The organism is Cupriavidus sp. FW305-46 (assembly GCF_058787075.1).
Genome location: NZ_JBYSZI010000006.1, coordinates 1 through 23386, shown reverse-complemented (window position 1 = coordinate 23386; position 23386 = coordinate 1). Strand labels below are relative to the sequence as shown.

Below are 23386 nucleotides of genomic sequence, written 5' to 3'. Positions count from 1 at the left end.
GGCAAGCCAGTGTGCGCATTCGCAGGCCAGTATAGCGCGCCACGGCTGCCTTGCAAGGCACGCCTTGCAGCCAGGGCCGGCGGCGGGAGGCGCCCGGCGGGCGCCGGGCTGGGGAAGCGCCCGCGGCAGGACCCGGGATGGCCCGGGCCTGCGCGCGGCGCGCTGACGGCCTTAGTCGACCGCCTTGAACATGTCCTCGACCACCTTCTTGGCGTCGCCGAACACCATCATGGTCTTGTCCATGTAGAACAGCTCGTTGTCCAGCCCGGCGTAGCCGGCCGCCATGGAGCGCTTGTTGACGATGATGGTCTTGGCCTTGTAAGCCTCCAGGATCGGCATGCCGGCAATCGGCGACTGGGGGTCGTTCTTGGCCGCCGGGTTGACCACGTCGTTGGCGCCCAGCACCAGCACCACGTCGGCCTGGCCGAACTCGCTGTTGATGTCTTCCATCTCGAAGACCTGGTCGTACGGCACTTCGGCCTCGGCCAGCAGCACGTTCATATGGCCCGGCATGCGGCCCGCCACCGGGTGGATCGCGTACTTCACGGTCACGCCCTTCTCGGCCAGCTTCTCGGTCAGTTCCTTGAGCGCGTGTTGGGCGCGCGCCACGGCCAGGCCATAGCCCGGCACGATGATCACGGTCTCGGCGTTGCCCATCAGGAACGCGGCATCGTCGGCGGAACCCGACTTGACCGGGCGCTGCTGCTGGTCGCCCGTTGCCGCCGCCGCGGTCGCGCCGCCGAAACCGCCCAGCAGCACGTTGAAGAACGACCGGTTCATCGCCTTGCACATGATGTACGACAGGATCGCACCGGAGGAGCCCACCAGCGAGCCCGCGATGATCAGCATCGGGTTGTTCAGCGAGAAGCCGATGCCCGCCGCTGCCCAGCCCGAGTACGAGTTCAGCATCGACACCACCACCGGCATGTCGGCGCCGCCGATCGGGATGATGATCAGCACGCCCAGCACGAAGGCGATCGCCAGCATGATCAGGAACGGCAGCCAGTCCTGCGACAGGAAGAAGATGACGCCGAAGCCCACCATTGCCACCGCCAGCAGCAGGTTCAGCCAGTGCTGGCCGGCAAACACCACCGGCGCGCCCTGGAACAGGCGGAACTTGTAGCGCCCGGCCAGCTTGCCGAAGGCGATCACCGAGCCCGAGAACGTAATCGCGCCGACGAAGCAGCCGATGAAGAGCTCGATGCGGTTGCCCAGCGGGATCAGGTGCGAGCCTGCCGGGCTGATGCCGAATGCCGCCGGCTCGGCCACCGCCGCCACCGCAATGAAGACCGCGGCCAGGCCGATCAGCGAGTGCATCGCCGCGACCAGCTCGGGCATCTTGGTCATCTGCACTTTCTTCGCCACGTAGGCGCCGATGCCGCCGCCGACCACGAGCGCGGCGAAGATCAGCGCCAGGCCCGTGCCCACCGACGACTGGGCCGTGCCCGCCGCGAGGAATTCATTCTTCAGCTTGATGATCAGGACCAGCGTGGTCACCACGGCAATGGCCATGCCGATCATGCCGAAGGCATTGCCCTTGCGCGCCGAGGCCGGGTGCGACAGGCCCTTGAGCGCCTGGATAAAGCAGACCGAGGCCACCAGGTAGAGCAGGGTGACGAGGTTCATGCTGACAAGACCAGTCATCACGCACCCTCCCTGGCCAGCGCCGGCTTGGCCTCAGACGCCTTGGCCTTCGGTTCCTTCTTCTTGAACATCTCCAGCATGCGCTGGGTGACCAGGAAGCCGCCGAACACATTGACCGCGGCCAACGCCACCGCCAGCGTGCCCATCACGCGCCCGACCCCGCCTTCGGTCAGGCCCGCGGCGAGCATGGCGCCGACGATGATGATCGCCGAGATCGCATTGGTCACCGCCATCAGGGGCGTATGCAGGGCTGGCGTTACCGTCCAGACCACGTGGTAACCCACGTAGATTGCCAGCACGAAGATGATCAGGTTGATCACCGTGTGGTTCACCATCTCCATCGACTTCTCCTCCGTTGCTTTGAATCCGGGATGCCGCTTGTCTTTTGCTGTATTGCGAACGACCGGGATGCTGCCGCGCAGGCAGGCCGACAGACCTCTGTGCGGGTCATGGCTCTAGGCGACCAGCTGCGCGACCCCTCTCCCGCCTGCGGCAGAGGGGTGGGGAGCAAACCCTCAGAACTTCTTGATTTCCTTGATGCCGTTCTTCTCGTTCACCAGGATGACCTTGGGCTTGTAGGCGGCGATTTCCTCGTCGCTCATCGGCGCGTAGGTGCAGATGATCAGCTGGTCGCCCAGGTGCGCGCGGCGGGCCGCGGCGCCGTTCAGCGAGATCTCGCCGCTGCCGCGCTCGCCCTTGATGATGTAGGTGGAGAAGCGCTCGCCGTTGTTCACGTTGTACAGCTCGATCTTCTCGAACTCCTTCATGTCGGCAGCGTCCAGCAGGTCCTGGTCGATGCCGCACGAACCCTCGTAGTTGAGGTCCGCCTGCGTCACGGTGACGCGGTGGAGCTTGGCGCGGAGCATGATGCGTTGCATGGGTGATACGTCCTTATATTTGATGCAAAAGCAGTGGGCGCAAGGCGCCCGTGGAAATTACGCCGCCTCTCGCACGACCTTGCCGTCCCTGCACATCAGGCAGGCCGCGACGATGTCGTCTTCAAGGTTCAGCGTGAACTGGCCGTCCTTGTCGACGACCAGCTTGAGGAAGTCCAGCACGTTGCGGGCATAGAGCGCCGAGGCGTCGGCCGCGACCATGCTGGCCAGGTTGGTGTGGCCGATGATGATGACGCCGTTGTGGTTGACCACTTCGTCGGCCACTGTCAGCGGGCAGTTGCCGCCCTGTGCCGCAGCCAGGTCCACCACCACCGAGCCGGGTTTCATCTGCGCCACGGTGGTTTCCTGCAGCAGCACCGGCGCCTTGCGGCCCGGGATCAGTGCGGTGGTGATGACGATGTCGGCCTGGACCGCGCGCTGGTGCACCAGCTCGGCCTGGCGCTTCATCCAGTCCGGCGGCATCGGGCGGGCATAGCCGCCCACGCCCTGGGCGATCTCGCGCTCTTCATCGGTGAGGAAGGGCACGTCGAGGAACTTGGCGCCGAGCGATTCGATCTGCTCCTTGACCGCGGGGCGCACATCGGAGGCCTCGATCACCGCGCCCAGCCGCTTGGCCGTGGCGATGGCCTGCAGGCCGGCGACGCCCGCGCCCAAAATCAGCACGCGCGCGGCCTTGACGGTGCCGGCGGCGGTCATCAGCATCGGCATGAAGCGCTGGTAGTGGTGCGCGGCCACCAGCACGGCCTTGTAGCCGGCGATGTTGGCCTGCGACGACAGCACGTCCATGCTCTGCGCGCGCGTGGTGCGCGGCGCGGCTTCCAGGGCAAAGGCGGTGATGTTCGCGGCGGACATGCGCGCGTTGTTCTCGGCGTCGAAGGGATTGAGCATGCCGATCAGCACGGCGCCCGGCTTCATCTGCGCCAGTTCGGCGGCGTCCGGTGCGCGCACCTTGAGCACCAGCTGGGCGCCCAGAGCTTCGGCGGCGGTACCGATGGTGGCGCCGACCGCCTCATACGCGCCGTCGGGCTGGCTGGCGCTTACGCCGGCGCCGGCCTGCACGACCACCTTGTGGCCCTGGGCGACGTACTTCTTGACTGTCTCCGGGGTGGCGGCGACGCGAGTCTCGCCGGCCCGCGTCTCCTGCGGGATGCCGATGTACATCGTCAATTTCTCCTTTAGCTGGCGTCTTGTGTGGTTGGGCGGACCGACGTCTGGCCCGTGCGCGCCGCAGGCTTAAGCCGCAGCGCAACAATTTTTTCGCAGCTTACAGGAATCTGACGTTCAATGGTGACCGGCCGGTCGGCTTTTGCGGCGACCGCCAAAGAGGGCGTTGCAGCCGCCATTCCAGCACCAGCCGAGCTCACCGGCCGGGGGCCGTGGTGGGCCGGCAGCGCTGCACGATGGGCCCGCAACCGGTAGAATGCGGGATTGCCTAAAAATTGAGCATCATGTCAAGTGACTGGAATGCCAGCGTGACCGTTGCCGCCGTGATCGAGCGCGGCGGACGCTTCCTGCTGGTCGAAGAGGAAACCGCCGACGGGCTGCGCCTGAACCAGCCCGCCGGGCACCTGGACCCGGGCGAGAGCCTGATCCGCGCCGTGATCCGCGAAACCCTGGAAGAGACCGCGCACACCTTTGAGCCGCGCGCGCTGCTGGGTTGCTACATGGGCCGTTCGCTGTCGTCGCGCACCGGCACCGATGTGACCTATGTGCGCTTCGCTTTTACCGGCGACCTGGGCTCGCTCGATGCGGGCCGCCAGCTCGACACCGGCATCGTGCGCACGGTCTGGATGAGCGCGGAAGAACTGCGCGCCTGCACGGAGCGTCACCGTACGCCGCTGGTGATGGCCTGTGTCAACGACTACCTGGCCGGCAAGCGCTTTGCGCTGGACGCCTTGTACACGCACCCGTCGGCGCTGGCCGCGGCCGTCCCGCTGGGAGCGCAGCCGTGAGTGGTGCCGGAAAACGTGTCGTGGTGGGCATGTCGGGCGGGGTCGATTCGTCGGTCACCGCGTGGCTGCTCAAGCAGCAGGGCTACGAGGTCATCGGCCTGTTCATGAAGAACTGGGAGGACGATGACGACAGCGAGTACTGCTCAACGCGCCAGGACTGGCTGGACGTGGTCTCGGTGGCCGACCTGATCGGCGTCGACGTGGAGGCGGTCAACTTTGCCGCCGAGTACAAGGACCGGGTCTTTGCCGACTTCCTGCGCGAATACTCCGCCGGGCGCACGCCCAACCCCGACGTGTTGTGCAATGCCGAGATCAAGTTCAAGGCCTTCCTCGACCATGCCATGTCGCTGGGCGCGGAAACCATCGCCACCGGCCACTATGCGCGTGTGCGGCAGAACGCGGCCGGCCGGTTCGAGCTGCTCAAGGCGCTCGACCATACCAAGGACCAGAGCTACTTCCTGCACCGGCTGAACCAGGCGCAGCTGTCGCGCACGCTGTTCCCGCTGGGCGAGATCCCCAAGACGCGCGTGCGCGAGATCGCCGCCGAGATCGGTCTGCCGAACGCGAAGAAGAAGGACTCCACCGGCATCTGCTTTATCGGCGAGCGCCCGTTCCGTGATTTCCTGAACCGCTACCTGCCGACCAAGCCGGGCCCGATGAAGACGCCCGAGGGCAAGGTCGTGGGCGAGCATATCGGCCTGGCCTTCTACACGCTGGGCCAGCGCAAGGGCATCGGCCTGGGCGGCAGCCGCGACGGCAACGGCGACGCCTGGTACGTGGCGCGCAAGGATATGGCGAACAATACGCTTTACGTGGTGCAGGGCCACGACCACCCGTGGCTGCTGACGCCGGTGCTGACCGCGTCGGACCTGTCCTGGGTGGCCGGCGAGCCGCCCGCCGCGGGCGCGGCGATGGCGGCCAAGACGCGCTACCGCCAGAGCGATGCGGCCTGCACGGTGCAGGCAGTGGCCGGCGACGCGCTGACGCTCCGGTTTGCCGAGGCGCAATGGGCGGTCACGCCCGGGCAGTCGGCGGTGCTGTATGACGGTGACATCTGCCTGGGCGGCGGCATCATCCAGTAAGCGCTGCCGCTGCACGAAAAAACACCCGCTCGAGGCGGGTGTTTTCTTGTCGGCCGCCGTGGATCAGCCGCGCGGCGGTTCCGTATCGATAAACGACTGGCGCTTGGACAGCTTTTCCTCCAGCGCCGCCAGGTTGGGATGGCGCTCGCGCCAGGCGATCTCGGGGAAGCGGAAGTCCAGGTAGGACAGCGCGCAGCCCACCGCCACGTCGGCCAGCGAGTAGTGCGTGCCGGTGCAGAAGGGGCGGTCGGCCAGGCCGTGCGCCATGGCCACCAGCGCCGCGTCGATCTTGCCGCGCTGGCGCTGCACCCAGCGCTCGCTGCGCTCATGCGGCTCGCGCTGGGTTGCCTCCAGGCGCACCAGCAGCGCTGCGTCGAGCAGGCCGTCGGCCAGCGCCTCCCAGCAACGGACTTCCAGGCGCTCGCGCCCGCCCTGCGGGATCAAACGGCTGACCGGCGTCAAGGTGTCGACATATTCGACGATCACGCGCGAATCGAAGATTGCGCCGCCGTCTTCCATGACCAGGCAAGGCACTTTGCCGAGCGGGTTGAACTGGCCGATCCTGGTCTCGGGCGACCAGACATCCTCTTCGATGAGCTGGCACTCGATCTTTTTCTCCGCCATCACCACACGCACCTTGCGCGCGTAGGGACTGGTCCGGGATGCATACAGCTTCATATTCTCCCCTTGAGCTTGTTATGAAGTGCATCGTCGCTCTGTGGCAGCGGCGGTGGGGCGCGCGGCTTGCCCGATGCACTTCATAACAGGCTACTGGAACGGCGTGCGCGAGTATACCCGTGGTGCATGGCGAATGCGGGCTTGCGCACCGATGCCCCGCGGCGGCGCTTTACCGCTGCCCGGAGCCGGGGCAGGGGTGGTAAAATCCCGCGTTGCGCAGCGCCGGCGGGCCTGCCGGCGCGGCGTTTTGGACGCATCCGGCCGCATAAGGTCGCTTTTCCGGTCCTCCCGCCGCCAACGCTGACAGCGCCAGCCCCCGCGGCGCTTCTTGTTCGTCGCCTTCTTCCATTGCCTCCCTTTTTCCCGGTTTCCAGCATGACCTCCTCTTCGCTTTCGCCGCTCACCGCCCTGTCCCCGATCGATGGCCGTTACGCCGCCAAGGCCGATGCGCTGCGCGAATGGCTGTCCGAGGCCGCGTTCATGCGCAACCGCGTCAAGGTCGAGGTGCACTGGCTGATCGCGCTGGCGCAGGCCGGCCTGCCCGACATGCCCAAGTTCTCGGCCGCCTCCGAGGCCGCGCTGCTGGGGCTGGTGGACAAGTTCAGCGAGGCCGACGCCGCCCGCATCAAGGAAATCGAAGCCGTCACCAACCATGACGTCAAGGCGGTCGAGTACTGGCTCAAGGAACAGGTCAAGGGCAACGCCGAGCTGGAAGCCGCCAGCGAGTTCATCCACTTCGCCTGCACCTCGGAAGACATCAATAACACCTCGCACGGCATGATGCTCAAGGGCGCCCGCGAAGGCGTGGTGGTGCCGGCGCTCAAGCGCGTGCACGCCCGCCTGGTCGAGCTGGCCAAGCTCAATGCCGCGCAGCCGATGCTGTCGCGCACCCACGGCCAGCCGGCCAGCCCGACCACGCTGGGCAAGGAAATGGCCAACGTGGCCGCGCGCCTGGCGCGCGCGATCCAGCGCATCGAGCAGGTCGAACTGCTGGGCAAGATGAACGGCGCGGTGGGCAACTACAACGCGCACCTGTCGGCCTACCCGAGCTTCGACTGGGAAGCCTTCTCGAAGCAGGTGATCGAGACCCGCCTGGGCCTGGTCTTCAACCCCTACACCATCCAGATCGAGCCGCACGACTACATGGCCGAGCTGTTCGACGCGATTGCCCGCGCCAACACCATCCTGCTCGACCTGAACCGCGACGTCTGGGGCTATATCTCGCTGGGCTATTTCAAGCAGAAGACCAAGGCCGGCGAAATCGGCTCGTCGACCATGCCGCACAAGGTCAACCCGATCGACTTCGAGAACTCCGAAGGCAACCTGGGCCTGGCCAACGCCGTGCTGCGCCACTTGTCCGAGAAGCTGCCGCTGTCGCGCTGGCAGCGCGACCTGACCGATTCGACCGTGCTGCGCAATATCGGCGTGGCCTTCGGCTACAGCCTGCTGGCCTATGAGGCCTGCCTGCGCGGCCTGGGCAAGCTGGAAACCAACCCCGAGCGCCTGGACGAAGACCTGGACAACTGCTGGGAGGTGCTGGCCGAGCCGGTGCAGACCGTGATGCGCCGCTTCGGCGTGCCCAACCCGTACGAGCAGCTCAAGGAGCTGACCCGCGGCAAGGGCATCTCGCGCGAGGCGCTGCAGACCTTCATCAACGGCCTGGCGATCCCCGACGACGCCAAGAAGCTGCTGCTGGACATGACGCCCGCCAGCTACATCGGCAAGGCCGTGGTGCTGGCCGAGCGCATCTGACGCCACATTTCGCCCCTGAACCGGGGCGACGTGCTGCAAAAGCCATCCGCGAGGATGGCTTTTTGCTTTTCTGGCGCAGCGCGGCGGGCAAGTCACTGCGGCTTTGTGCCGCTTGCGACAGAATGTCACTTCAAAGCATTTGAATAACTTAATGAAGGACTGTCCTTCACCGGCGCACAGCCCGCCGCAATAATGCGAGAATCGTAAGCGCACGGGCGGGCCAGCCCCCGCCGGTGCCTTCCCCAAAATTGTGAAACGCTCCTGCACGGGGCGAGAGGAATCCGATGCGTTCTACCGCCAACGCCCCCACCGGCTACGGTGCCACCGCGATCGCCTTGCACTGGGTCATTGCGCTGGCGATCTTCGCCGCGTTCGGGCTCGGCCTGTACATGACCGGCATTCCGGGGCTGACGCCGACCAAGCTCAAGCTCTACTCCTGGCACAAGTGGCTGGGCGTGACGATCTTCGCGGTTGCCGTGCTGCGCGTGCTGTGGCGTGCAACCCATGCGGCACCGCCGGTGGCGCCCGGCACCCCGGCCTGGCAGGCTAAGGCTGCGGCCGGCGCCCATCACCTGCTGTACCTGCTGATCGTGATCGTTCCTATCAGCGGCTACCTGTACAGCTCGGCCGCGGGCGTGCCGGTGGTCTACCTGGGCCTGTGGAAGATGCCGGCGCTGCTGGAGAAGAACGACGAACTGAAAGAAGTACTCAAGTTTGTCCATATCTGGCTGAACTACCTGATGGCGGCGGTGGTCGTTGTCCATGCGGCGGCGGCGGTCAAGCATCAGTTCGTCGACCGCGACGGCACGCTGGGCCGGATGCTGCCGTTCCTGCGCTGAGGCGCCGCCCCGGCCAACTTTTTCCGTACCGCGGCGCGTTGCGCCGACCCTGACAGGAGTTTTTTGAGATGAAACGCAATTCCCGCCGCGGCTCGCTCGTCATCGCCGCCGTCCTGGCCGCCTCCGGCATCGCCGCCAACCTGGCCTGGGCGCAGGTTGACGCCGCCAAGAGCTCGGTGACCGCGGTCGCGCGCCAGATCGGCGTGCCGATGGAAGGCAAGTTCAGGAAGTTCGATGCCGCGGTCAGCTTCGACCCGGCCAAGCTGGCGACCTCGTCGGCCAAGGTCGAGATCGATGTGTCCAGCTTCGAGATCGGCGACGCCGAGACCACCAAGGAAGTGAAGGGCAAGGACTGGTTCGACGCCGCCAAGTACCCCAAGGCCGTGTTCCAGTCCACCAGCATCAAGAACGGCACGCCGGGCAAGTACGACGTGGCCGGCAAGCTGACCATCAAGGGCAAGACCGTTGACGTGGTGGTGCCCGCCACCTACCGCCAGGAAGGCGCCGTGCAGGTGTTCGAGGGCGCGCTGCCGATCAAGCGCACGGTCTTCAATATCGGCGACGGCGAGTGGAAGGACACTTCCGTGGTGGCCGACGACGTGCAGATCAAATTCCGTATCGTGCTGGCCAAGAAGTAAGAAGCTAGGCCGGCATTCCGCTGACGTACCCAACAGGCGTTCCTGAGAACGTTCCGCCCCAACCTGATTTGTCGGGAGATTCCATGAAACTGCGTTCCCTCGTTGCCGCCGTCGCGGCCATTTCCGCAACCGCCGCCTTCGGCGTGGCTTCGGCCAATACCGTGACGTACAACCTCGATCCGACCCACACCTACCCGAGCTTCGAGGCCGACCACCTGGGCGGCCTGTCGACCTGGCGTGGCAAGTTCGACAAGTCCAGCGGCGTGGTCACGCTGGACCGTGCCGCCAAGGCGGGCTCGGTCGAGGTCAAGATCGACCCGGCTTCGATCGATTTCGGCAATGCCAAGCTGAACCAGCACGCCAAGGGCCCGGACATGTTCGACGTGGAAGCCTTCCCCGAGGCCGTCTACAAGGGCAAGTTCTCCAAGTTCAAGGGCGACGTGCCGACCGAGGTTGACGGCGTGCTGACGCTGCGCGGCGTGTCCAAGCCGGTCAAGCTGGAAATCCGCGACTTCAAGTGCATCCAGCACCCGATGCTCAAGCGCGAAGCCTGCGGCGCCGACGCCGTGGGCCATTTCAACCGTGCCGACTTCGGCCTGGACTACGGCGTGAAGATGGGCTTCAAGCCCGAGGTCAAGCTTGCCATCCAGGTGGAAGGCGTGCGCGCGGACTGAGCGTGCCAGCCCGCTGCGCCGGGCTTGCAGGCAGTCAGGGCCGGCAATGCCGGCCTTTTTTATTGTCCGGTATGATTCAGGCGCCTGCCAGGGCACTTGGTTGTACGACCCCCGACGGGCACAGTACAATGGCCCGCGGCAATCCCTCCTTGATCGTGGCATTGCTACTCCTGCCAAGGCGGGGGCAGCCATGCCCGCAACCGGCTAAAGCGCATCACTATGAGCATTCGCTGCATGTCCCGATACCGGTAGCCACCCCGCGACCTCCTCGCCCCTCATGCTGTACCCGGCCGTTCTGCCCTGGCTGTATGGCCCGCAGCGTTTCTCGGTTTTCCCTGGCGCAATACCGTGTATTCCAAAACGCAAATCGATCCGGTAGTTAGTTTCCGCAACTCGCAGGGCGAGCAGGTGCGGGGCACGATTGTCAATCTCCAGAGAAAGTCCCTGGTGATGGAGATCTACAACCCGTATTCGATCGTGCAGGTCAGCGAGGTGCTGAGCGAACTCAGCGTCCGCATGGGCTCGAAGAATGCCTACCTCGGCAAGGCCGTGGTCATGAGCCTGGTGAACACCGGCCTGACCGCGGTGGTGTCGCTGACGCTGATCGACGAGTGGCTGGAACTGAGCAACCTGGACAACGAGCCCAAATCGGTCGCGCGCGAGTCGCAGCGGTTCGTGCAGGACTGGAATGAGCGCTTCAATATCCGGCCCGACTACCAGATCGTGGTCAATGAAATGCGCGCGTTCCTGTCCGAGGTGTCGCGCTGGGTGGAGCAGGTCGACATGACCAGCACGCTGCCCAAGGAAGGCGATACGCTGCGCATGGACGTGTTCGAGGAGCTGGCCACCCCGATCGCACTGAAGATCCGCGAATATTCCGCGCGGCTCGACGGCGAAGCCGCGCACGTGCCGGAAGAAGACACCGTGATGCACCGCACCTTCACGCAGGCGGCGCTGCATCCCTTGCTGCTGCGCTCACCATTTGTGTTCCGGACCTATACCAAGCCGCTCGGCTATGCCGGCGACTACGAAATGGTCAACCAGATCCTGTCGGATCCGCGCCAGGGCCCCAGCACCTACTTCCAGATCGTCAACGCAACCTTCCTGCAGTCGTCCGTGGCCGCTGCCCACCGCAACCGCATCGACCTGCTGGTCGATTTCCTGGTGCGCATGGCCGAGCAGGCCCGGGCCGCGGGCAAGCCGTTCCGGCTGCTCAACGTTGGCTGCGGCCCGGCGGTCGAGATCAACCGCTTCATTACCGAATACCCCGAGCCGCACTGGCTGTCGTTCCAGCTGCTCGACTTCAGCCAGGAAACGCTGGACTACGCGCGCGAGCGCATCGAAGAGAGCTGCCGCAAGGCCAATGCGAAGGTCGAGGTGGAATATGTCCACCACTCGGTGCATGAACTGCTCAAGCGCCGCATCGACCACGATCCGTCGCTGCGCGAGTTCGACGGGGTCTACTGCGCCGGCCTGTTCGACTACCTGTCCGACCGCGTCTGCGCGCGCCTGCTGAGCTATTTCTCCACGCGCACCCATCCCGAGGGGCGCATCCTGGCCACCAACGTCCACGTCGACAACCCGGAACGGTACAGCATGGAACATATGCTGGAGTGGTACCTGATCTATCGCGATGAGGCCGGCATGCAGTCGTTGCTGCCGGCCAATACGCGCGACGGCCGCACCTACGTCGACCCGACCGGGGTCAACGTGTTTGTGGAAGCGATCGTGACTGATCCGGCCAAGGCCTGACCACCATGCTGAAACGGACTGCGAGCAGGTATTCCCCGTACGAGGCTGACCTGCGCGAGTTTCGCCTGGTCTCGAGCCGGGCCGGCGCGCTGACGGCCATCGTGCTGGTGATGGCCGGCGTCGGGCTCGACTACGGGATCTATCCCAGCCACCAGCTGCAGTTCTTTGTCGCCCGCCTGGTGGTCTCGGTCCTGATCGGGCTGATCTTCCTGCTGCTGGCCAACCAGGCCGGCCGGCGCTTCGTGCAGCCGCTCACGCTGGCCTGGCTGCTGCTGCCGCAGATGATGATCACATGGATGATCGCCACCACCGACGGCGCCTCGTCCATCTACTATGCCGGGCTGAACCTGGTCATCTTCGCGGTCGGCATCGCCATGCCCATGGGCCTGTGGCAGACCATCGGCTTTGGCGTGGTCACTTACCTGCTCTACCTCGGCGCCTGCCTGATCCACCCCGATGGCCTGGCGCAGCGCGCGCACTTCACCGTCAATTCGCTGTTCATCATGTTTTCGATCGTGGCCAGCGCGGTCTACACGTTCATGAACGAGCGCGGCCACTTCCACCTGATCCGGCTCAAGGAAGAGCTGGCGCACAAGAACGACGAGCTTGCCGACATCAACCGCCGGCTGGCCGACATCAAGGGCCAGATGCTGCAGCAGGAGAAGATGGCCGCCATCGGTACGCTGGCGGCCGGGCTGCTGCACGAGGTGAACAACCCGGTCAACTTCTGCCTGATGGCGATCGAAGTGGCGATGGAAGAGCCACAGGCCAAGGAGAACCCTTCGCTGGAAGAGTGCCTGGTCGACGCCAAGCAGGGGATGCAGCGCATCCAGCATATCGTCTCCGACCTCAAGACCTTTGCCTACCGCAAGCCGGGCGCCGAGGTGGAAGGCACGCCGTTCCTGTTCGAGAAGGCGCTCGATTCGTCGATCCGCCTGACCGCGCATGAGCTGCGCGGGGTCAGCCTCAGCCGCGAACTGCCTGCCGACACCCTGGTGCTGGGCGACGAGGCGGCCATCATCGGCGTGCTGATCAACCTGTTCTCGAATGCCGCGCTGGCCATGCGCAAGGCGGGCACGGCCGCGCCGGCGATCCATACCACGGCCCGCTGGGACAACCACCGCCTGCACGTCATGGTGCGCGACAACGGCCCTGGCATCCCCCAGGAAAACCTGGCGCGCGTGTTCGAGCCGTTCTTCACCACGCGCGAGGTGGGGCAGGGGCTTGGCCTGGGCCTGTCGATCAGCTACGCGGTGGTGGAACGCCACGGCGGGCAGCTGTATGCCGAGAGCGAACTGGGCCAGTGGACCGCGTTCAGCTTCGACCTGCCGCGTGCGGAGTAACCAGCCATGAGCGAAGCGAAGCAGGCACGGCTTGCCGTCCTCTATGTCGACGACGAGGAGATGGCGCGCAAGTATTTCGCCCGGGCCGCCGGCGGCGACTATGAGGTGCTGGTGGCAGACGGCGCCGACGAGGCCCTGGCGGTGCTGCGCGCGGACCCCGCCCGCGTGGCGGTGCTGGTGACCGACTTCCGCATGCCCGGGCGCGACGGTGGCCAGCTGCTGCGCCAGGTGGCGCAGGAATACCCGCAGATCGTGCGCATCCTGGTCACGGCCTATGCCGACAAGGATGTGCTGCTGGAAACGGTCAACAGCGGCGAAGTCTTCCGCATCCTGGAAAAGCCGCTGAGCGTGGCCGACCTGCGCGAGGTGCTGGCACGCGCCGCCGAGCGCCACCGCGAGCGCACCCTGCGCCAGCACCGGCTGATGGCGATCGACGAGACCCTGGCCTTCCTGGCGCACGAGCTGAACACCCCGCTGGCGGCCATCGCCAACTTTGCCCACGGCATCCGCGGGCGTGTCGCCGGCGAATACAGTGCGCAGCGCCAGGCCGAGATCGGCCAGGCGGCCAGCGCCATGTACGACAACGCCCAGTATTGCCTGGCGGTGCTGTCGTCGTTCCTGCAGTCGGTGCGCAACAGTGCCGGCAGCACGCCGGCGAGGCCCGATGCCGGCACCGAGGTCAGCGCCGGCACGCTGGTCACTTCGCTGCTGGACAGCTACCCGTTCGCAGGCGACCAGCGCAACTGGGTGCAGGTGGAGATGCACGGCGATTTCCCGGTGCAGACGCTGCCCAACTGCGTGGCGCTGGTGCTTTCCTCGGTGATGAGCAACGCGCTGCGGGCGCTGGGCAGCGTCGGCACGCCGGCCTTGCGCTTTGTGGTGGTGGCGCAGCCGCGCCCGGAAATCCGCATCTGCGACAACGGGCCGGGGATTCCGCCGGAAGTGATGGAGCGGTTGCTGGTCGACCCTGTCACCACCCACGCCAGTGCCGGCGGCAGCGGCCTGGGCATGATTTTCTGCAACCGCGTCATGCAGTCGTTTGGCGGCGGCATCCGGATCGAATCCGCATCCGGTGCCGGCACGACGGTGACGCTGGACTTTCCAAGTTTCAAGAGTCGAAAGCATAGGAGTGACCGATGACCGAACCGAATGCCACGCAGGCACCACCCCCGGCGATTCTGTTCGTCGATGACGAAGCGACTGCAGTCAAGTATTTCCAGCGTGCCATCGGGGCGCTGGCGCCGGTGGCCACCGGCGGCTCCGTAGAAGAGGGCAAGGCCTTGCTCGACGCCCACGCGGACAGCCTGGCGGTGCTGGTGTCGGACCAGCGCATGCCGGGCGAATATGGCAACGAACTGCTGCGCTACGCGCGCGAGCGCTACCCGCATATCGTGCGCATCCTGACCACCGCGTATTCGGAGCTCGACCAGACCGTCGAGGCGGTCAACCAGGGGCAGATCCACCGCTACATCAAGAAGCCGTGGGACATCACCGCGCTGCGCATGGAGCTGAAGCAGGCGCTGGAACTGGCCGGCCTGCGCAAGGAACGCGACCAGCTGCTGCGCGAAAAGCTGTCCGTGCTGCAGACCCAGACCGTGGCCTCGCGCATCGGCATGGTGCATGCGCTGTGTGCCAGCCTGATCGGGCCGGGCCGTTTCCAGCCGGTGGAGACCTACCTCGCGGCGGTCGACCTGGCCGGCGCGGGCAGCGTCGAGCCGGACTGGCAGCGCATGGACTACGCCGACCTGGTGCGCGCGGAGGCCGAGCGCAGCGGCAGCTTCGGCCATGCCGTCGGCACGCGCCTGGCGCAGCTGCGCGGCACCCATGCCGGCAAGGGCGCTGCCGATGCCGCGGCGGTGATCGCCGACACGCTCGGCAGCGAAGTGGTGCGCCGCGACGGCGATACCCTGGTGTGGACCGCGCCGGCGACGCTGGCCGAGTTCCTGGCACAGCCGGTGGGTTCGCCCGTGTCGGCGTCGCACGCCGCCTGGCTGGCGAGCCTGCTGTGGCTGGAAGAGGCCGGCGGCGCAATGAAGTTTGCGCGCGACGGCGAGGCCGTGGTGTGCCGCGTGGGCCCGCGCAGCGAGAGCTTCGCGGCCGACCGGCTGGCGGCGTGGATCGAGCGCTTCTCGATGCCGGCCTGAATTTCCCAGGTCTTGCTGCCATGAAAAACGGCGCCCCGCGGGGCGCCGTTCTGTTTTGCCGGCAGGGCAGGGTCAGGCCTGCGCGCCGTAGTTGGGGTCGTTGCGGTCGGTCGAGTCGGACTTCTTCTCGCCCTTGACCAGGTCCTCGCGCTTGACGCCCAGCCACATCGCCAGCGCCGCTGCCACGAACACCGACGAGTAGATGCCGAACAAGATGCCGACCGTCAGTGCCAGGGCAAAGTAGTGCAGCGTGGGGCCGCCGAAGAAGAACATCGACAGCACCATCATCTGGGTCGAGCCGTGGGTGATGATGGTGCGCGAGATGGTGCTGGTGATCGCGTTGTCGATGATCTCGTGCGTGGTCATCTTGCGGAACTTGCGGAAGTTCTCGCGGATCCGGTCGAAGATCACCACCGATTCGTTGACCGAATAGCCCAGCACCGCCAGGATCGCCGCCAGCACCGACAGCGAGAATTCCCACTGGAAGTAGGCGAAGAAGCCCAGGATGATGACCACGTCGTGCAGGTTGGCGATGATGCCCGCCACCGCGAACTTCCATTCGAAGCGGAACGACAGGTAGATCACGATGCCGGCCACCACGCACAGCAGCGCCAGCAGGCCGTCGGTGGCCAGTTCCTTGCCCACCTGCGGGCCGACGAACTCCACCCGTTGCAGCTTCACGTCAGGCGAGGCCGCCTGCAGCGAGGCCATCACCTGCTCGCTCTGCTGGGCCGAGGTGACGGGCTTGCCGTCCGCGCCCTTCTGCAGCGGCAGGCGGATCATCACGTCGCGCGAGGTGCCGAAGTTCTGCACCTGCACGTCGGTATAGCCCAGCTTGCCCACCTGGCCGCGGATCTTTTCCAGGTCGGCGGCCTGCTGGTAGCTGACTTCCATCACCGTGCCGCCGGTGAATTCGATCGACAGGTGCAGGCCCTTGTGCCAGAGGAAGAACACGGCTGCGGCAAACGTCAGGAAGGAAATCACGTTGAAGACCAACGCGTGCTTCATGAACGGAATGTCGCGCCGGATGCGGAAGAATTCCATGTTGAATCCTGTTCTGTACTGCTAGTTGTTGCTGCTCGCCTTACTTGGCGACCGGCGTGTCGGTGGTGTTGCCCGGCTTCCAGATCTGGCCGATGGCCACGCTCTGCAGCTTCTTCTTGCGGCCGTACCAGAGGTTGACCAGGCCGCGATTGAAGAACACCGCCGAGAACATCGAGGTCAGGATGCCCAGGCAGTGCACCACGGCAAAGCCGCGCACCGGGCCCGAACCAAAGGCCAGCAGTGCCAGGCCGGCGATCAGCGTGGTCACGTTGGAGTCCAGGATGGTGGCCCAGGCGCGGTCGAAGCCGACCGCGATCGCCATCTGCGGCGACGCGCCCGCGCGCAGTTCCTCGCGGATGCGCTCGTTGATCAGCACGTTGGCGTCGATGGCCATGCCCAGCACCAGCGCGATGGCGGCAATGCCCGGCAGCGTCAGCGTGGCCTGCAGCATCGACAGCACCGCCACCAGCAGCAGCAGGTTCACGCCCAGCGCCACCACCGAGAACACGCCGAACAGCATGTAGTACAGGATCATGAACACGCCGATGGCGGCAAAGCCGTAAGCGACCGAGTCAAAACCCTTCTGGATGTTGTCCGCGCCCAGCGACGGGCCGATGGTGCGCTCTTCGATGATTTCCATCGGCGCGGCCAGCGAGCCGGCGCGCAGCAGCAGCGCCAGGTCGTTGGCGGCTTCGGTGGAGTAGGAGCCAGTGATCTGGAAGCTGGAGCCCAGTTCGGACTGGATCGTCGCCACCGTCAGCACTTCGCCCTTGCCCTTTTCGAACAGCACGATCGCCATCGGCTTCTTCAGGTTCTCGCGCGAGACGTCGCGCAGCACGCGGCCGCCCTGGGCGTCGAGCTTGATGTTGACCGAAGGCTGCTGGTTCTGGTCGAAGCCGGCCGAGGCGCTTTCAATGCGGTCGCCGGTGAAGATGACCTGCTTCTTCAGCACCACCGGGGCGCCGTTGCCTTGCGTGAAGAGCTCGCTGCCGAACGGGATCGGGTCGCCCGGGCGCGGGCTGCGCGGCGCGTCGTTGTCGACCAGGCGGGCTTCCAGCGTGGCGGTGCGGCCGATGATGTCCTTGGCCTTGGCGGTGTCCTGCACGCCGGGCAGCTGCACCACGATGCGGTCGGCGCCTTGCTGCTGGATCACCGGCTCGGCCACGCCAAGCTCGTTGACGCGGTTGTGCAGCGTGGTGATGTTCTGCTTGACCGCGGCATCCTGCACGGCCTTGCGGGCGGCTTCGGTGAAGGTGCCGACGATATTGTTGCCGTCCATGGCGAAGGCGACTTCGCGCAGGTTGTCGGCCAGCAGCGGACGCGCGCGGTTGGCGTCGTCGGCGTTGTTGAAGCGCACCGTCAGGCGCTCGCCGTCGCGGTCGATGCCGCCGTGGCGGATGCTCTTGTCGCGCAGCAGGGTGCGCGCGTCGCCGCCAAGGCTGTCGAGCTTCTTGTCGACCGCGCCCTTCATGTCGACCTGCAGCAGGAAGTGCACGCCGCCGCGCAGGTCCAGGCCCAGGTACATCGGCAGCGCGTGCATGGCGGTCAGCCAGCGCGGCGAGCCCGACAGCAGGTTCAGCGCGACCACATAGGTGGGGTCGGCCGCGTCGGGGTTGAGCGTGCGCGACAGGATGTCCTTGGCCTTGAGCTGCTCGTCGGTGGTGCGGAAGCGCGCCTTGACCGAGCCGGACTGGCCGGAAATATCAAAGAAGACGCCGTCGGGCTGCAGCTGGTTCTGTGCCAGGATCTCTTCGACCTGCTTCTGCATCGACAGGTCGACCTTGACCGTGGCCTTGCCCGAGGACACCTGCACCGCAGGCGCCTCGCCGAAGAAATTCGGCAAGGTATAGATGATGCCGATGGCCAGGGCCACCAGGATCACGAGGTATTTCCAAAGCGGATAACGATTCATCTCTGGCCAGTCATTCAGCGGTTGGCGGGGCCGGCGCTGGCGTGGCGCACCACGTCGGCGGGGCCGAACCGGTTTGGCAAACAGCCGCCTGGCAACCACGGATCGAAGCCACCGGGGCTTCGTCGGGCTGGATCAGGCGGCTGCCGGGGCATGCGCGAACGGGCATGCCGGAAAAGACAAAGGCGGGAGTCGCGCGCGCGATCGGTGGATCAGAGCGCCTTCAGCGAGCCCTTCGGCAGCACCGTCGTCACGGCGTTCTTCTGCACGGTGATTTCCGTGCCTTCGGCGATTTCCAGGCTGACGTACTGGTCGGTGACCTTGGTCACCTTGCCCAGGATGCCGCCGGCGGTCACGACTTCGTCGTTCTTGGCCAGCGCTTCGAGCATTGCCTTGGCTTCCTTCTGACGCTTCATCTGCGGGCGGATCATGATGAACCACAGCACGCCAAACATCAGGATGATGGGCAGGAAGCTCATCAGGCCGCCAGCCGCGCCGCCGGTACCGGTGGTCTGGGCAAATGCGTTAGAAATCAGCACGTTGATTCTCCGTCACAAAATTAGTCAAATAATCGATCATTCTACCATTCGCATTCCGCCCACCCTTGGCATTCTAGGGCGGAATACGGGTTTGTTCGGGTGCGCCCGGGACAACTTGCGGCAGGGGTCGGCAAGGCCGGGCGCTCCGGATCGCGGCTCGCCCCCGGATGACCCGGCTATTCGACCGCCGGCAGCGCAAAAGTTCGCGCCAGCCGGCGTTGTCACTGCGTGCCGCGGGCGCGGTCGGCGGCGAACTGGCGGCGGAAGTCGGCAAAGCGGTGATGCTCGATGGCTTCGCGCATCTCGCGCATCAGCTGCAGGTAGTAGTGCAGGTTGTGGATGGTATTGAGGCGCGCGCCCAGGATCTCGCCTACGCGGTGCAGGTGGTGCAGGTAGGCGCGCGAGAAGTTGCGGCAGGTGTAGCAGGCGCAGCTTTCATCGAGCGGACGCGGATCGTTGCGGTGCGCCGCGTTCTTGATCTTGACGTCGCCGAAGCGGGTGAAGAGCCAGCCGTTGCGCGCGTTGCGGGTGGGCATCACGCAGTCGAACATGTCCACCCCGGCGGCGACGCCGGCGACCAGGTCCTCGGGCGTGCCCACGCCCATCAGGTAGTGCGGCTTGTCGGCCGGCAGGCGCGGCGCCACGTGCTCGAGCACGCGCATCATGTCTTCCTTGGGCTCGCCCACCGACAGCCCGCCGATGGCAAAGCCGTGGAAGTCCAGCTCGGACAGGCCCGCCAGCGATTCGTCGCGCAGGTCTTCGTACATGCCGCCCTGGACGATGCCGAACAGCGCGTTGGGGTTGGCCAGGCGCTCGAACTCGTCGCGCGAGCGCTTGGCCCAGCGCAGGCTCATGCGCATCGACTTGGCCGCTTCCTCGTGCGTGGCGGCGCGGCCGTCGATCTCGTACGGCGTGCACTCATCGAACTGCATCACGATGTCGGAGTTCAGCGTGCGCTGGATCTGCATCGAGATCTCGGGCGACAGGAAAAGCTTGTCGCCATTGACCGGAGATGCGAACGTGACGCCATCTTCGGTGATCTTGCGCAGATCGCCGAGCGAAAACACCTGGAAGCCACCGGAATCGGTCAGGATCGGCTTGTCCCAGCCGATAAACTTGTGCAGGCCCTCGTGGGCATTGACCACGTCCAGCCCGGGGCGCAGCCACAGGTGGAAGGTATTGCCCAGGATGATGTGCGCGCCAATCTCGTTCAGTTCCAGCGGCGACATCGCCTTGACCGAGCCGTAGGTGCCGACCGGCATGAAGATCGGCGTCTCGACCACACCGTGGTTCAGCGTGACGCGGCCGCGGCGGGCGTTGCCGTCGGTGGTGATGAGTTCGAAGTTGAGCATGGCTTGTGATTCTGGATTCAGGCGCCGGGCTGGCGGGTCAGCAGCATGGCGTCGCCGTAGCTGAAGAAACGGTAGCGCTGCTCGACCGCATGGCGGTAGGCGGCGCGGATGGCTTCCACGCCGGCCAGTGCCGACACCAGCATCAGCAGCGTCGACTTGGGCAGGTGGAAATTGGTGATCAGGGCATCGACCAGCCGGAAATGGTAGCCGGGCGTGATGAAGATATCGGTGTCGCCACTGCCGGCGGCGAGCGTGCCGTCGGCCTGCGCGGCCGATTCCAGCGCGCGCAGCGAGGTGGTGCCGACCGCGATCACGCGGCCGCCGCGCGCGCGGGTGTCGCGCACGGCCTGGGCCAGGTCTGCGGAGACGGCGTACCACTCCGAGTGCATCTTGTGCTCGGCCAGGTTCTCGGTGCGCACCGGCTGGAAGGTGCCGGCGCCCACGTGCAGCGTCAGGAAGGCGCGCCGCACGCCGGCGGCATCGAGCCGCGCGAACAGCGCATCGTCGAAATGCAGGCCCGCGGTGGGCGCGGCCACCGCGCCGGGGCTGCGCGCGTAGACGGTCTGGTAGCGGGTCTCGTCATAGGCGTCTGGGTCGTGCGTGATATACGGCGGCAGCGGCAGGCGGCCGTAGCGCTCGATCAGGTCCAGCGCCGGCTCGGGGAAGCGCAGCGTGAAGAACTGGTCCACGCGCGGGCCAACGGTGACGGCGAAGGCATCGTCGGCCAGGTGCAGCGTGCTGCCCTCGGCCGGGGTCTTGGAGGCGCGCACCTGGGCCAGCACGGTGTGGCTGTCGACCACGCGCTCGACCAGCACCTCGATCTTGCCGCCGCTGGGCTTGTGGCCGAAGAAGCGCGCCTTGATCACGCGGGTGTCGTTGAAGACCAGCAGGTCGTCGGGACGCAGGTAGTCGATGATCTCGCTGAAGGCGCGGTCGACCATGCGCACCGCGTCGGCGGTGTCGGCCGGGGCCAGCCGTTCGACCACCAGCAGCCGGCTCGCGCTGCGGTCGGGCAGCGCGCTCTGGGCAATCAGTTCTGGCGGCAGCGGGAAATCGAAATCGGAAAGCGTCAACATCGTGGGAGCGGCGGGCTGCGCGATCCCATGCAGGCCGGAGCGGGGCACAAAACGGCACTCCGCTGCCCGTGGTGGCAGCCGGCATGGGTACAATCGGCGAATCCGATATTGTAAGGCCACGGGCGCGCTTGCCGCCGGGCCGGGCGTGATACCGGCTATTCGCCGGCGCCGCGCCAGCCAACCCCGCAGCACGAGAGCGACCGCTGCCAACTTTTTCGCCGATGCCCGGAACCGCCGCTGAACCGATCCACGACCCCGCCGACGCCGCCAAGGAAACGGCGGCGCCCGCGCGCGGCAAGGCCGGCGAAGCCAGGGGCAAGGCCGCCGCCTCCGGCACGTCCTCCGCGGCCGCGCGCCTGGCCAAGCTCGGCCTGCGCCGTCCCGTCGACCTGGTGCTGCACCTGCCGATGCGCTATGAGGACGAGACCACGCTGGCGCCGATCGCCGAGGCCATCCACCGCGCCGGGCTCGGGCTGCCGGCGCAGGTGGAGGGCGAGGTCATCTCCAACGAAGTCACGTTCCGGCCGCGCCGCCAGCTGGTGGTCAAGATCGCCGACGACAGCGGCGAGCTGACGCTGCGCTTCCTGAACTTCTACGGCAGCCAGACCAAGCAGATGGCCGAAGGCGTGCGCCTGCGCGTGCGCGGCGAGGTGCGCGGCGGCTTCTTCGGCGCCGAGATGGTCCACCCCACGGTGCGTCCGGTGGTGCCCGGCGAAGCGCTGCCTGACCGCCTGACGCCGGTGTATCCGTCCACCGCCGGCATCCCGCAGGCCTATCTGCGCAAGGCCATCGGCGGCACGCTGTCGCGCACGCCCATGCCCGAGACGCTGCCGCGGGCGGTGCTGGAGGGGCCGCTGGCACGCCTGCACCTGCGCCCGCTGGCTGACTGCCTGCGGTTGCTGCACGCGCCGCCGCCGCAGGAGAGCGAGGCCGCGCTGGCCGACCGCTCGCATCCGGCCTGGCAGCGCATCAAGTTCGATGAGCTGCTGGCGCAGCAGATCTCGCTGCGGCGCGCGCACGCGGCGCGCCGCGAAAAGACCGCGCCGACCATGCCGCGCCGCGAGGGCGGCCTGCTGACGCGCTTCCTGGCCGCGTTGCCGTTCCGGCTGACCGGGGCGCAGCAGCGCGTGGTCGAAGAAATCGCTGCCGACATGACGCGCCCGCACCCGATGCACCGGCTGCTGCAGGGCGACGTGGGCAGCGGCAAGACCATCGTCGCCGCGCTGGCAGCCTGCCAGGCGATCGATGCCGGCTACCAGGCCGCGCTGATGGCGCCCACCGAAATCCTGGCCGAGCAGCACTACCGCAAGCTGTCCGCATGGCTGGAGCCGCTGGGCGTGCCGGTGGCGTGGCTGGCCGGCAGCCAGAAGGCGCGCGACAAGCGCGAGGCCGTGGCGCGCGTGGAATCGGGCGAGGCGCAGCTGGTGATCGGCACCCACGCGCTGATCCAGGACACCGTGCGCTTTGCCAGGCTGGGGCTGTCGGTGGTCGACGAGCAGCACCGCTTCGGCGTGGCGCAGCGGCTGGCGCTGCGCGGCAAGGCCGGTGCCGCCGACGCCCCCGATTCAGCGGCAACCGCGGCCGAGACCGTGCCGCACCAGCTGATGATGTCGGCCACGCCGATCCCGCGCACGCTGGCCATGACGTATTACGCCGACCTCGATGTCTCGGTGATCGACGAGCTGCCGCCCGGGCGCACCCCCATCGTCACGCGCCTGGTCAACGATGCGCGCCGCGACGAGGTGATCGCGCGCGTGCACCATGCCGCCGCCGAGGGGCGCCAGGTCTACTGGGTCTGTCCGCTGATCGAGGAAAGCGAGGCGCTGCAGCTGCAGACCGCGGTGGAGACCTATGAAACGCTGGTGGCCGCGCTGCCCGACCTGCGTGTGGGCCTGGTGCACGGGCGCCTGCCGCCGGCCGAGAAGGCCGCGGTGATGGACGACTTCAGCGCCAACCGCATGCAGGTGCTGGTGGCCACCACCGTGATCGAGGTGGGCGTGGACGTGCCCAATGCCTCGCTGATGGTGATCGAGCATGCCGAGCGCTTCGGCCTGGCGCAGCTGCACCAGCTG

The 23386-nt window shown here is 66.6% G+C and carries 21 protein-coding genes; 11 read left to right on the top strand and 10 right to left on the bottom strand.

Annotation, left to right across the window (positions count from 1 at the left end):
* Positions 1–171: 171 nt before the first annotated feature.
* The 4 genes from AC3WON_RS04325 to AC3WON_RS04310 all read right to left on the bottom strand — a co-directional run bounded on the left by AC3WON_RS04325 (position 172) and on the right by AC3WON_RS04310 (position 3701).
* The gene (locus tag AC3WON_RS04325) at positions 172–1644 is read right to left on the bottom strand and encodes an NAD(P)(+) transhydrogenase (Re/Si-specific) subunit beta (RefSeq protein ID WP_010813223.1); all 1473 of its coding nucleotides are present in this window, start codon (positions 1642–1644) and stop codon (positions 172–174) included.
* Positions 1644–1985 carry an NAD(P) transhydrogenase subunit alpha part 2 gene (locus tag AC3WON_RS04320; protein ID WP_492320274.1) on the bottom strand — a complete coding sequence of 114 codons (342 nt, stop codon included), beginning with the start codon at positions 1983–1985 and terminating at the stop codon, positions 1644–1646. Before AC3WON_RS04320 ends, AC3WON_RS04325 begins: the two co-directional genes overlap by 1 nt.
* A gap of 174 nt (positions 1986–2159) precedes the next feature.
* Positions 2160–2522: an aspartate 1-decarboxylase gene (gene panD / locus AC3WON_RS04315; protein WP_010815077.1), complete on the bottom strand. Its 363-nt coding sequence runs from the start codon at positions 2520–2522 to the stop codon at positions 2160–2162.
* Between the two features lie 57 nt (positions 2523–2579).
* Positions 2580–3701, bottom strand: coding sequence for a Re/Si-specific NAD(P)(+) transhydrogenase subunit alpha (locus AC3WON_RS04310; protein ID WP_492320273.1), 1122 nt, complete (start codon positions 3699–3701; stop codon positions 2580–2582).
* Positions 3702–3988: 287 nt separating this feature from the next.
* Between AC3WON_RS04310 and AC3WON_RS04305 the strand changes: the two genes are divergently transcribed.
* On the top strand, positions 3989–4492 hold the full coding sequence (locus tag AC3WON_RS04305) for an NUDIX hydrolase (RefSeq protein WP_037023515.1): 504 nt from the start codon (positions 3989–3991) through the stop codon (positions 4490–4492).
* On the top strand, positions 4489–5574 hold the full coding sequence (gene mnmA / locus AC3WON_RS04300) for a tRNA 2-thiouridine(34) synthase MnmA (protein WP_492351205.1): 1086 nt from the start codon (positions 4489–4491) through the stop codon (positions 5572–5574). Before AC3WON_RS04305 ends, mnmA begins: the two co-directional genes overlap by 4 nt.
* Before the next feature lie 63 nt (positions 5575–5637).
* On the opposite strand, the gene AC3WON_RS04295 is transcribed toward mnmA, so the two are convergent.
* A complete protein-coding gene (locus tag AC3WON_RS04295; RefSeq protein WP_010815073.1) occupies positions 5638–6252 on the bottom strand; it encodes a glutathione S-transferase C-terminal domain-containing protein in 615 nt (204 codons plus the stop codon).
* Positions 6253–6627: 375 nt separating this feature from the next.
* Here AC3WON_RS04295 and purB point away from each other — a divergent pair, with 375 nt between their 5' ends.
* From purB to AC3WON_RS04255, 8 genes are all read left to right on the top strand, one after another.
* Positions 6628–8004, top strand: a complete 1377-nt coding sequence (gene purB / locus AC3WON_RS04290; protein WP_492320271.1) for an adenylosuccinate lyase — start codon at positions 6628–6630, stop codon at positions 8002–8004.
* A gap of 284 nt (positions 8005–8288) precedes the next feature.
* Positions 8289–8843 (top strand): cytochrome b, encoded by a 555-nt coding sequence (locus AC3WON_RS04285; RefSeq protein WP_035817219.1) that lies wholly within the window; start codon positions 8289–8291, stop codon positions 8841–8843.
* A 68-nt stretch (positions 8844–8911) separates the two neighbouring features.
* On the top strand, positions 8912–9481 hold the full coding sequence (locus AC3WON_RS04280) for a YceI family protein (protein ID WP_010815070.1): 570 nt from the start codon (positions 8912–8914) through the stop codon (positions 9479–9481).
* Between the two features lie 83 nt (positions 9482–9564).
* The gene (locus tag AC3WON_RS04275) at positions 9565–10155 is read left to right on the top strand and encodes a YceI family protein (RefSeq protein ID WP_492320270.1); all 591 of its coding nucleotides are present in this window, start codon (positions 9565–9567) and stop codon (positions 10153–10155) included.
* Between the two features lie 348 nt (positions 10156–10503).
* On the top strand, positions 10504–11907 hold the full coding sequence (locus AC3WON_RS04270) for a class I SAM-dependent methyltransferase (protein ID WP_492320269.1): 1404 nt from the start codon (positions 10504–10506) through the stop codon (positions 11905–11907).
* A 5-nt stretch (positions 11908–11912) separates the two neighbouring features.
* Positions 11913–13250, top strand: a complete 1338-nt coding sequence (locus tag AC3WON_RS04265) for a sensor histidine kinase (protein ID WP_035817222.1) — start codon at positions 11913–11915, stop codon at positions 13248–13250.
* Positions 13251–13256: 6 nt separating this feature from the next.
* Positions 13257–14390, top strand: a complete 1134-nt coding sequence (locus AC3WON_RS04260; protein WP_492320268.1) for an ATP-binding protein — start codon at positions 13257–13259, stop codon at positions 14388–14390.
* Positions 14387–15394: a response regulator gene (locus AC3WON_RS04255; RefSeq protein ID WP_492320267.1), complete on the top strand. Its 1008-nt coding sequence runs from the start codon at positions 14387–14389 to the stop codon at positions 15392–15394. Before AC3WON_RS04260 ends, AC3WON_RS04255 begins: the two co-directional genes overlap by 4 nt.
* A gap of 72 nt (positions 15395–15466) precedes the next feature.
* Here AC3WON_RS04255 and secF read toward each other — a convergent pair whose 3' ends face one another.
* From secF to queA, 5 genes are all read right to left on the bottom strand, one after another.
* On the bottom strand, positions 15467–16438 hold the full coding sequence (gene secF / locus AC3WON_RS04250) for a protein translocase subunit SecF (protein ID WP_492319614.1): 972 nt from the start codon (positions 16436–16438) through the stop codon (positions 15467–15469).
* A 40-nt stretch (positions 16439–16478) separates the two neighbouring features.
* On the bottom strand, positions 16479–18350 hold the full coding sequence (gene secD / locus AC3WON_RS04245) for a protein translocase subunit SecD (protein WP_492319615.1): 1872 nt from the start codon (positions 18348–18350) through the stop codon (positions 16479–16481).
* Positions 18351–18559: 209 nt separating this feature from the next.
* Positions 18560–18886, bottom strand: a complete 327-nt coding sequence (yajC, locus tag AC3WON_RS04240) for a preprotein translocase subunit YajC (protein ID WP_010815061.1) — start codon at positions 18884–18886, stop codon at positions 18560–18562.
* A gap of 221 nt (positions 18887–19107) precedes the next feature.
* Positions 19108–20238 carry a tRNA guanosine(34) transglycosylase Tgt gene (tgt, locus tag AC3WON_RS04235; protein ID WP_492319616.1) on the bottom strand — a complete coding sequence of 377 codons (1131 nt, stop codon included), beginning with the start codon at positions 20236–20238 and terminating at the stop codon, positions 19108–19110.
* Between the two features lie 17 nt (positions 20239–20255).
* Entirely contained in the window at positions 20256–21314 is a 1059-nt protein-coding gene (gene queA, locus AC3WON_RS04230) for a tRNA preQ1(34) S-adenosylmethionine ribosyltransferase-isomerase QueA (RefSeq protein ID WP_492319617.1), read from the bottom strand.
* A 221-nt stretch (positions 21315–21535) separates the two neighbouring features.
* On the opposite strand from queA, the gene recG reads away from it, so the two are divergent.
* Positions 21536–23386, top strand: a 1851-nt coding sequence (recG, locus tag AC3WON_RS04225) for an ATP-dependent DNA helicase RecG (RefSeq protein ID WP_492351204.1), incomplete at its 3' end; no start/stop codon positions are given.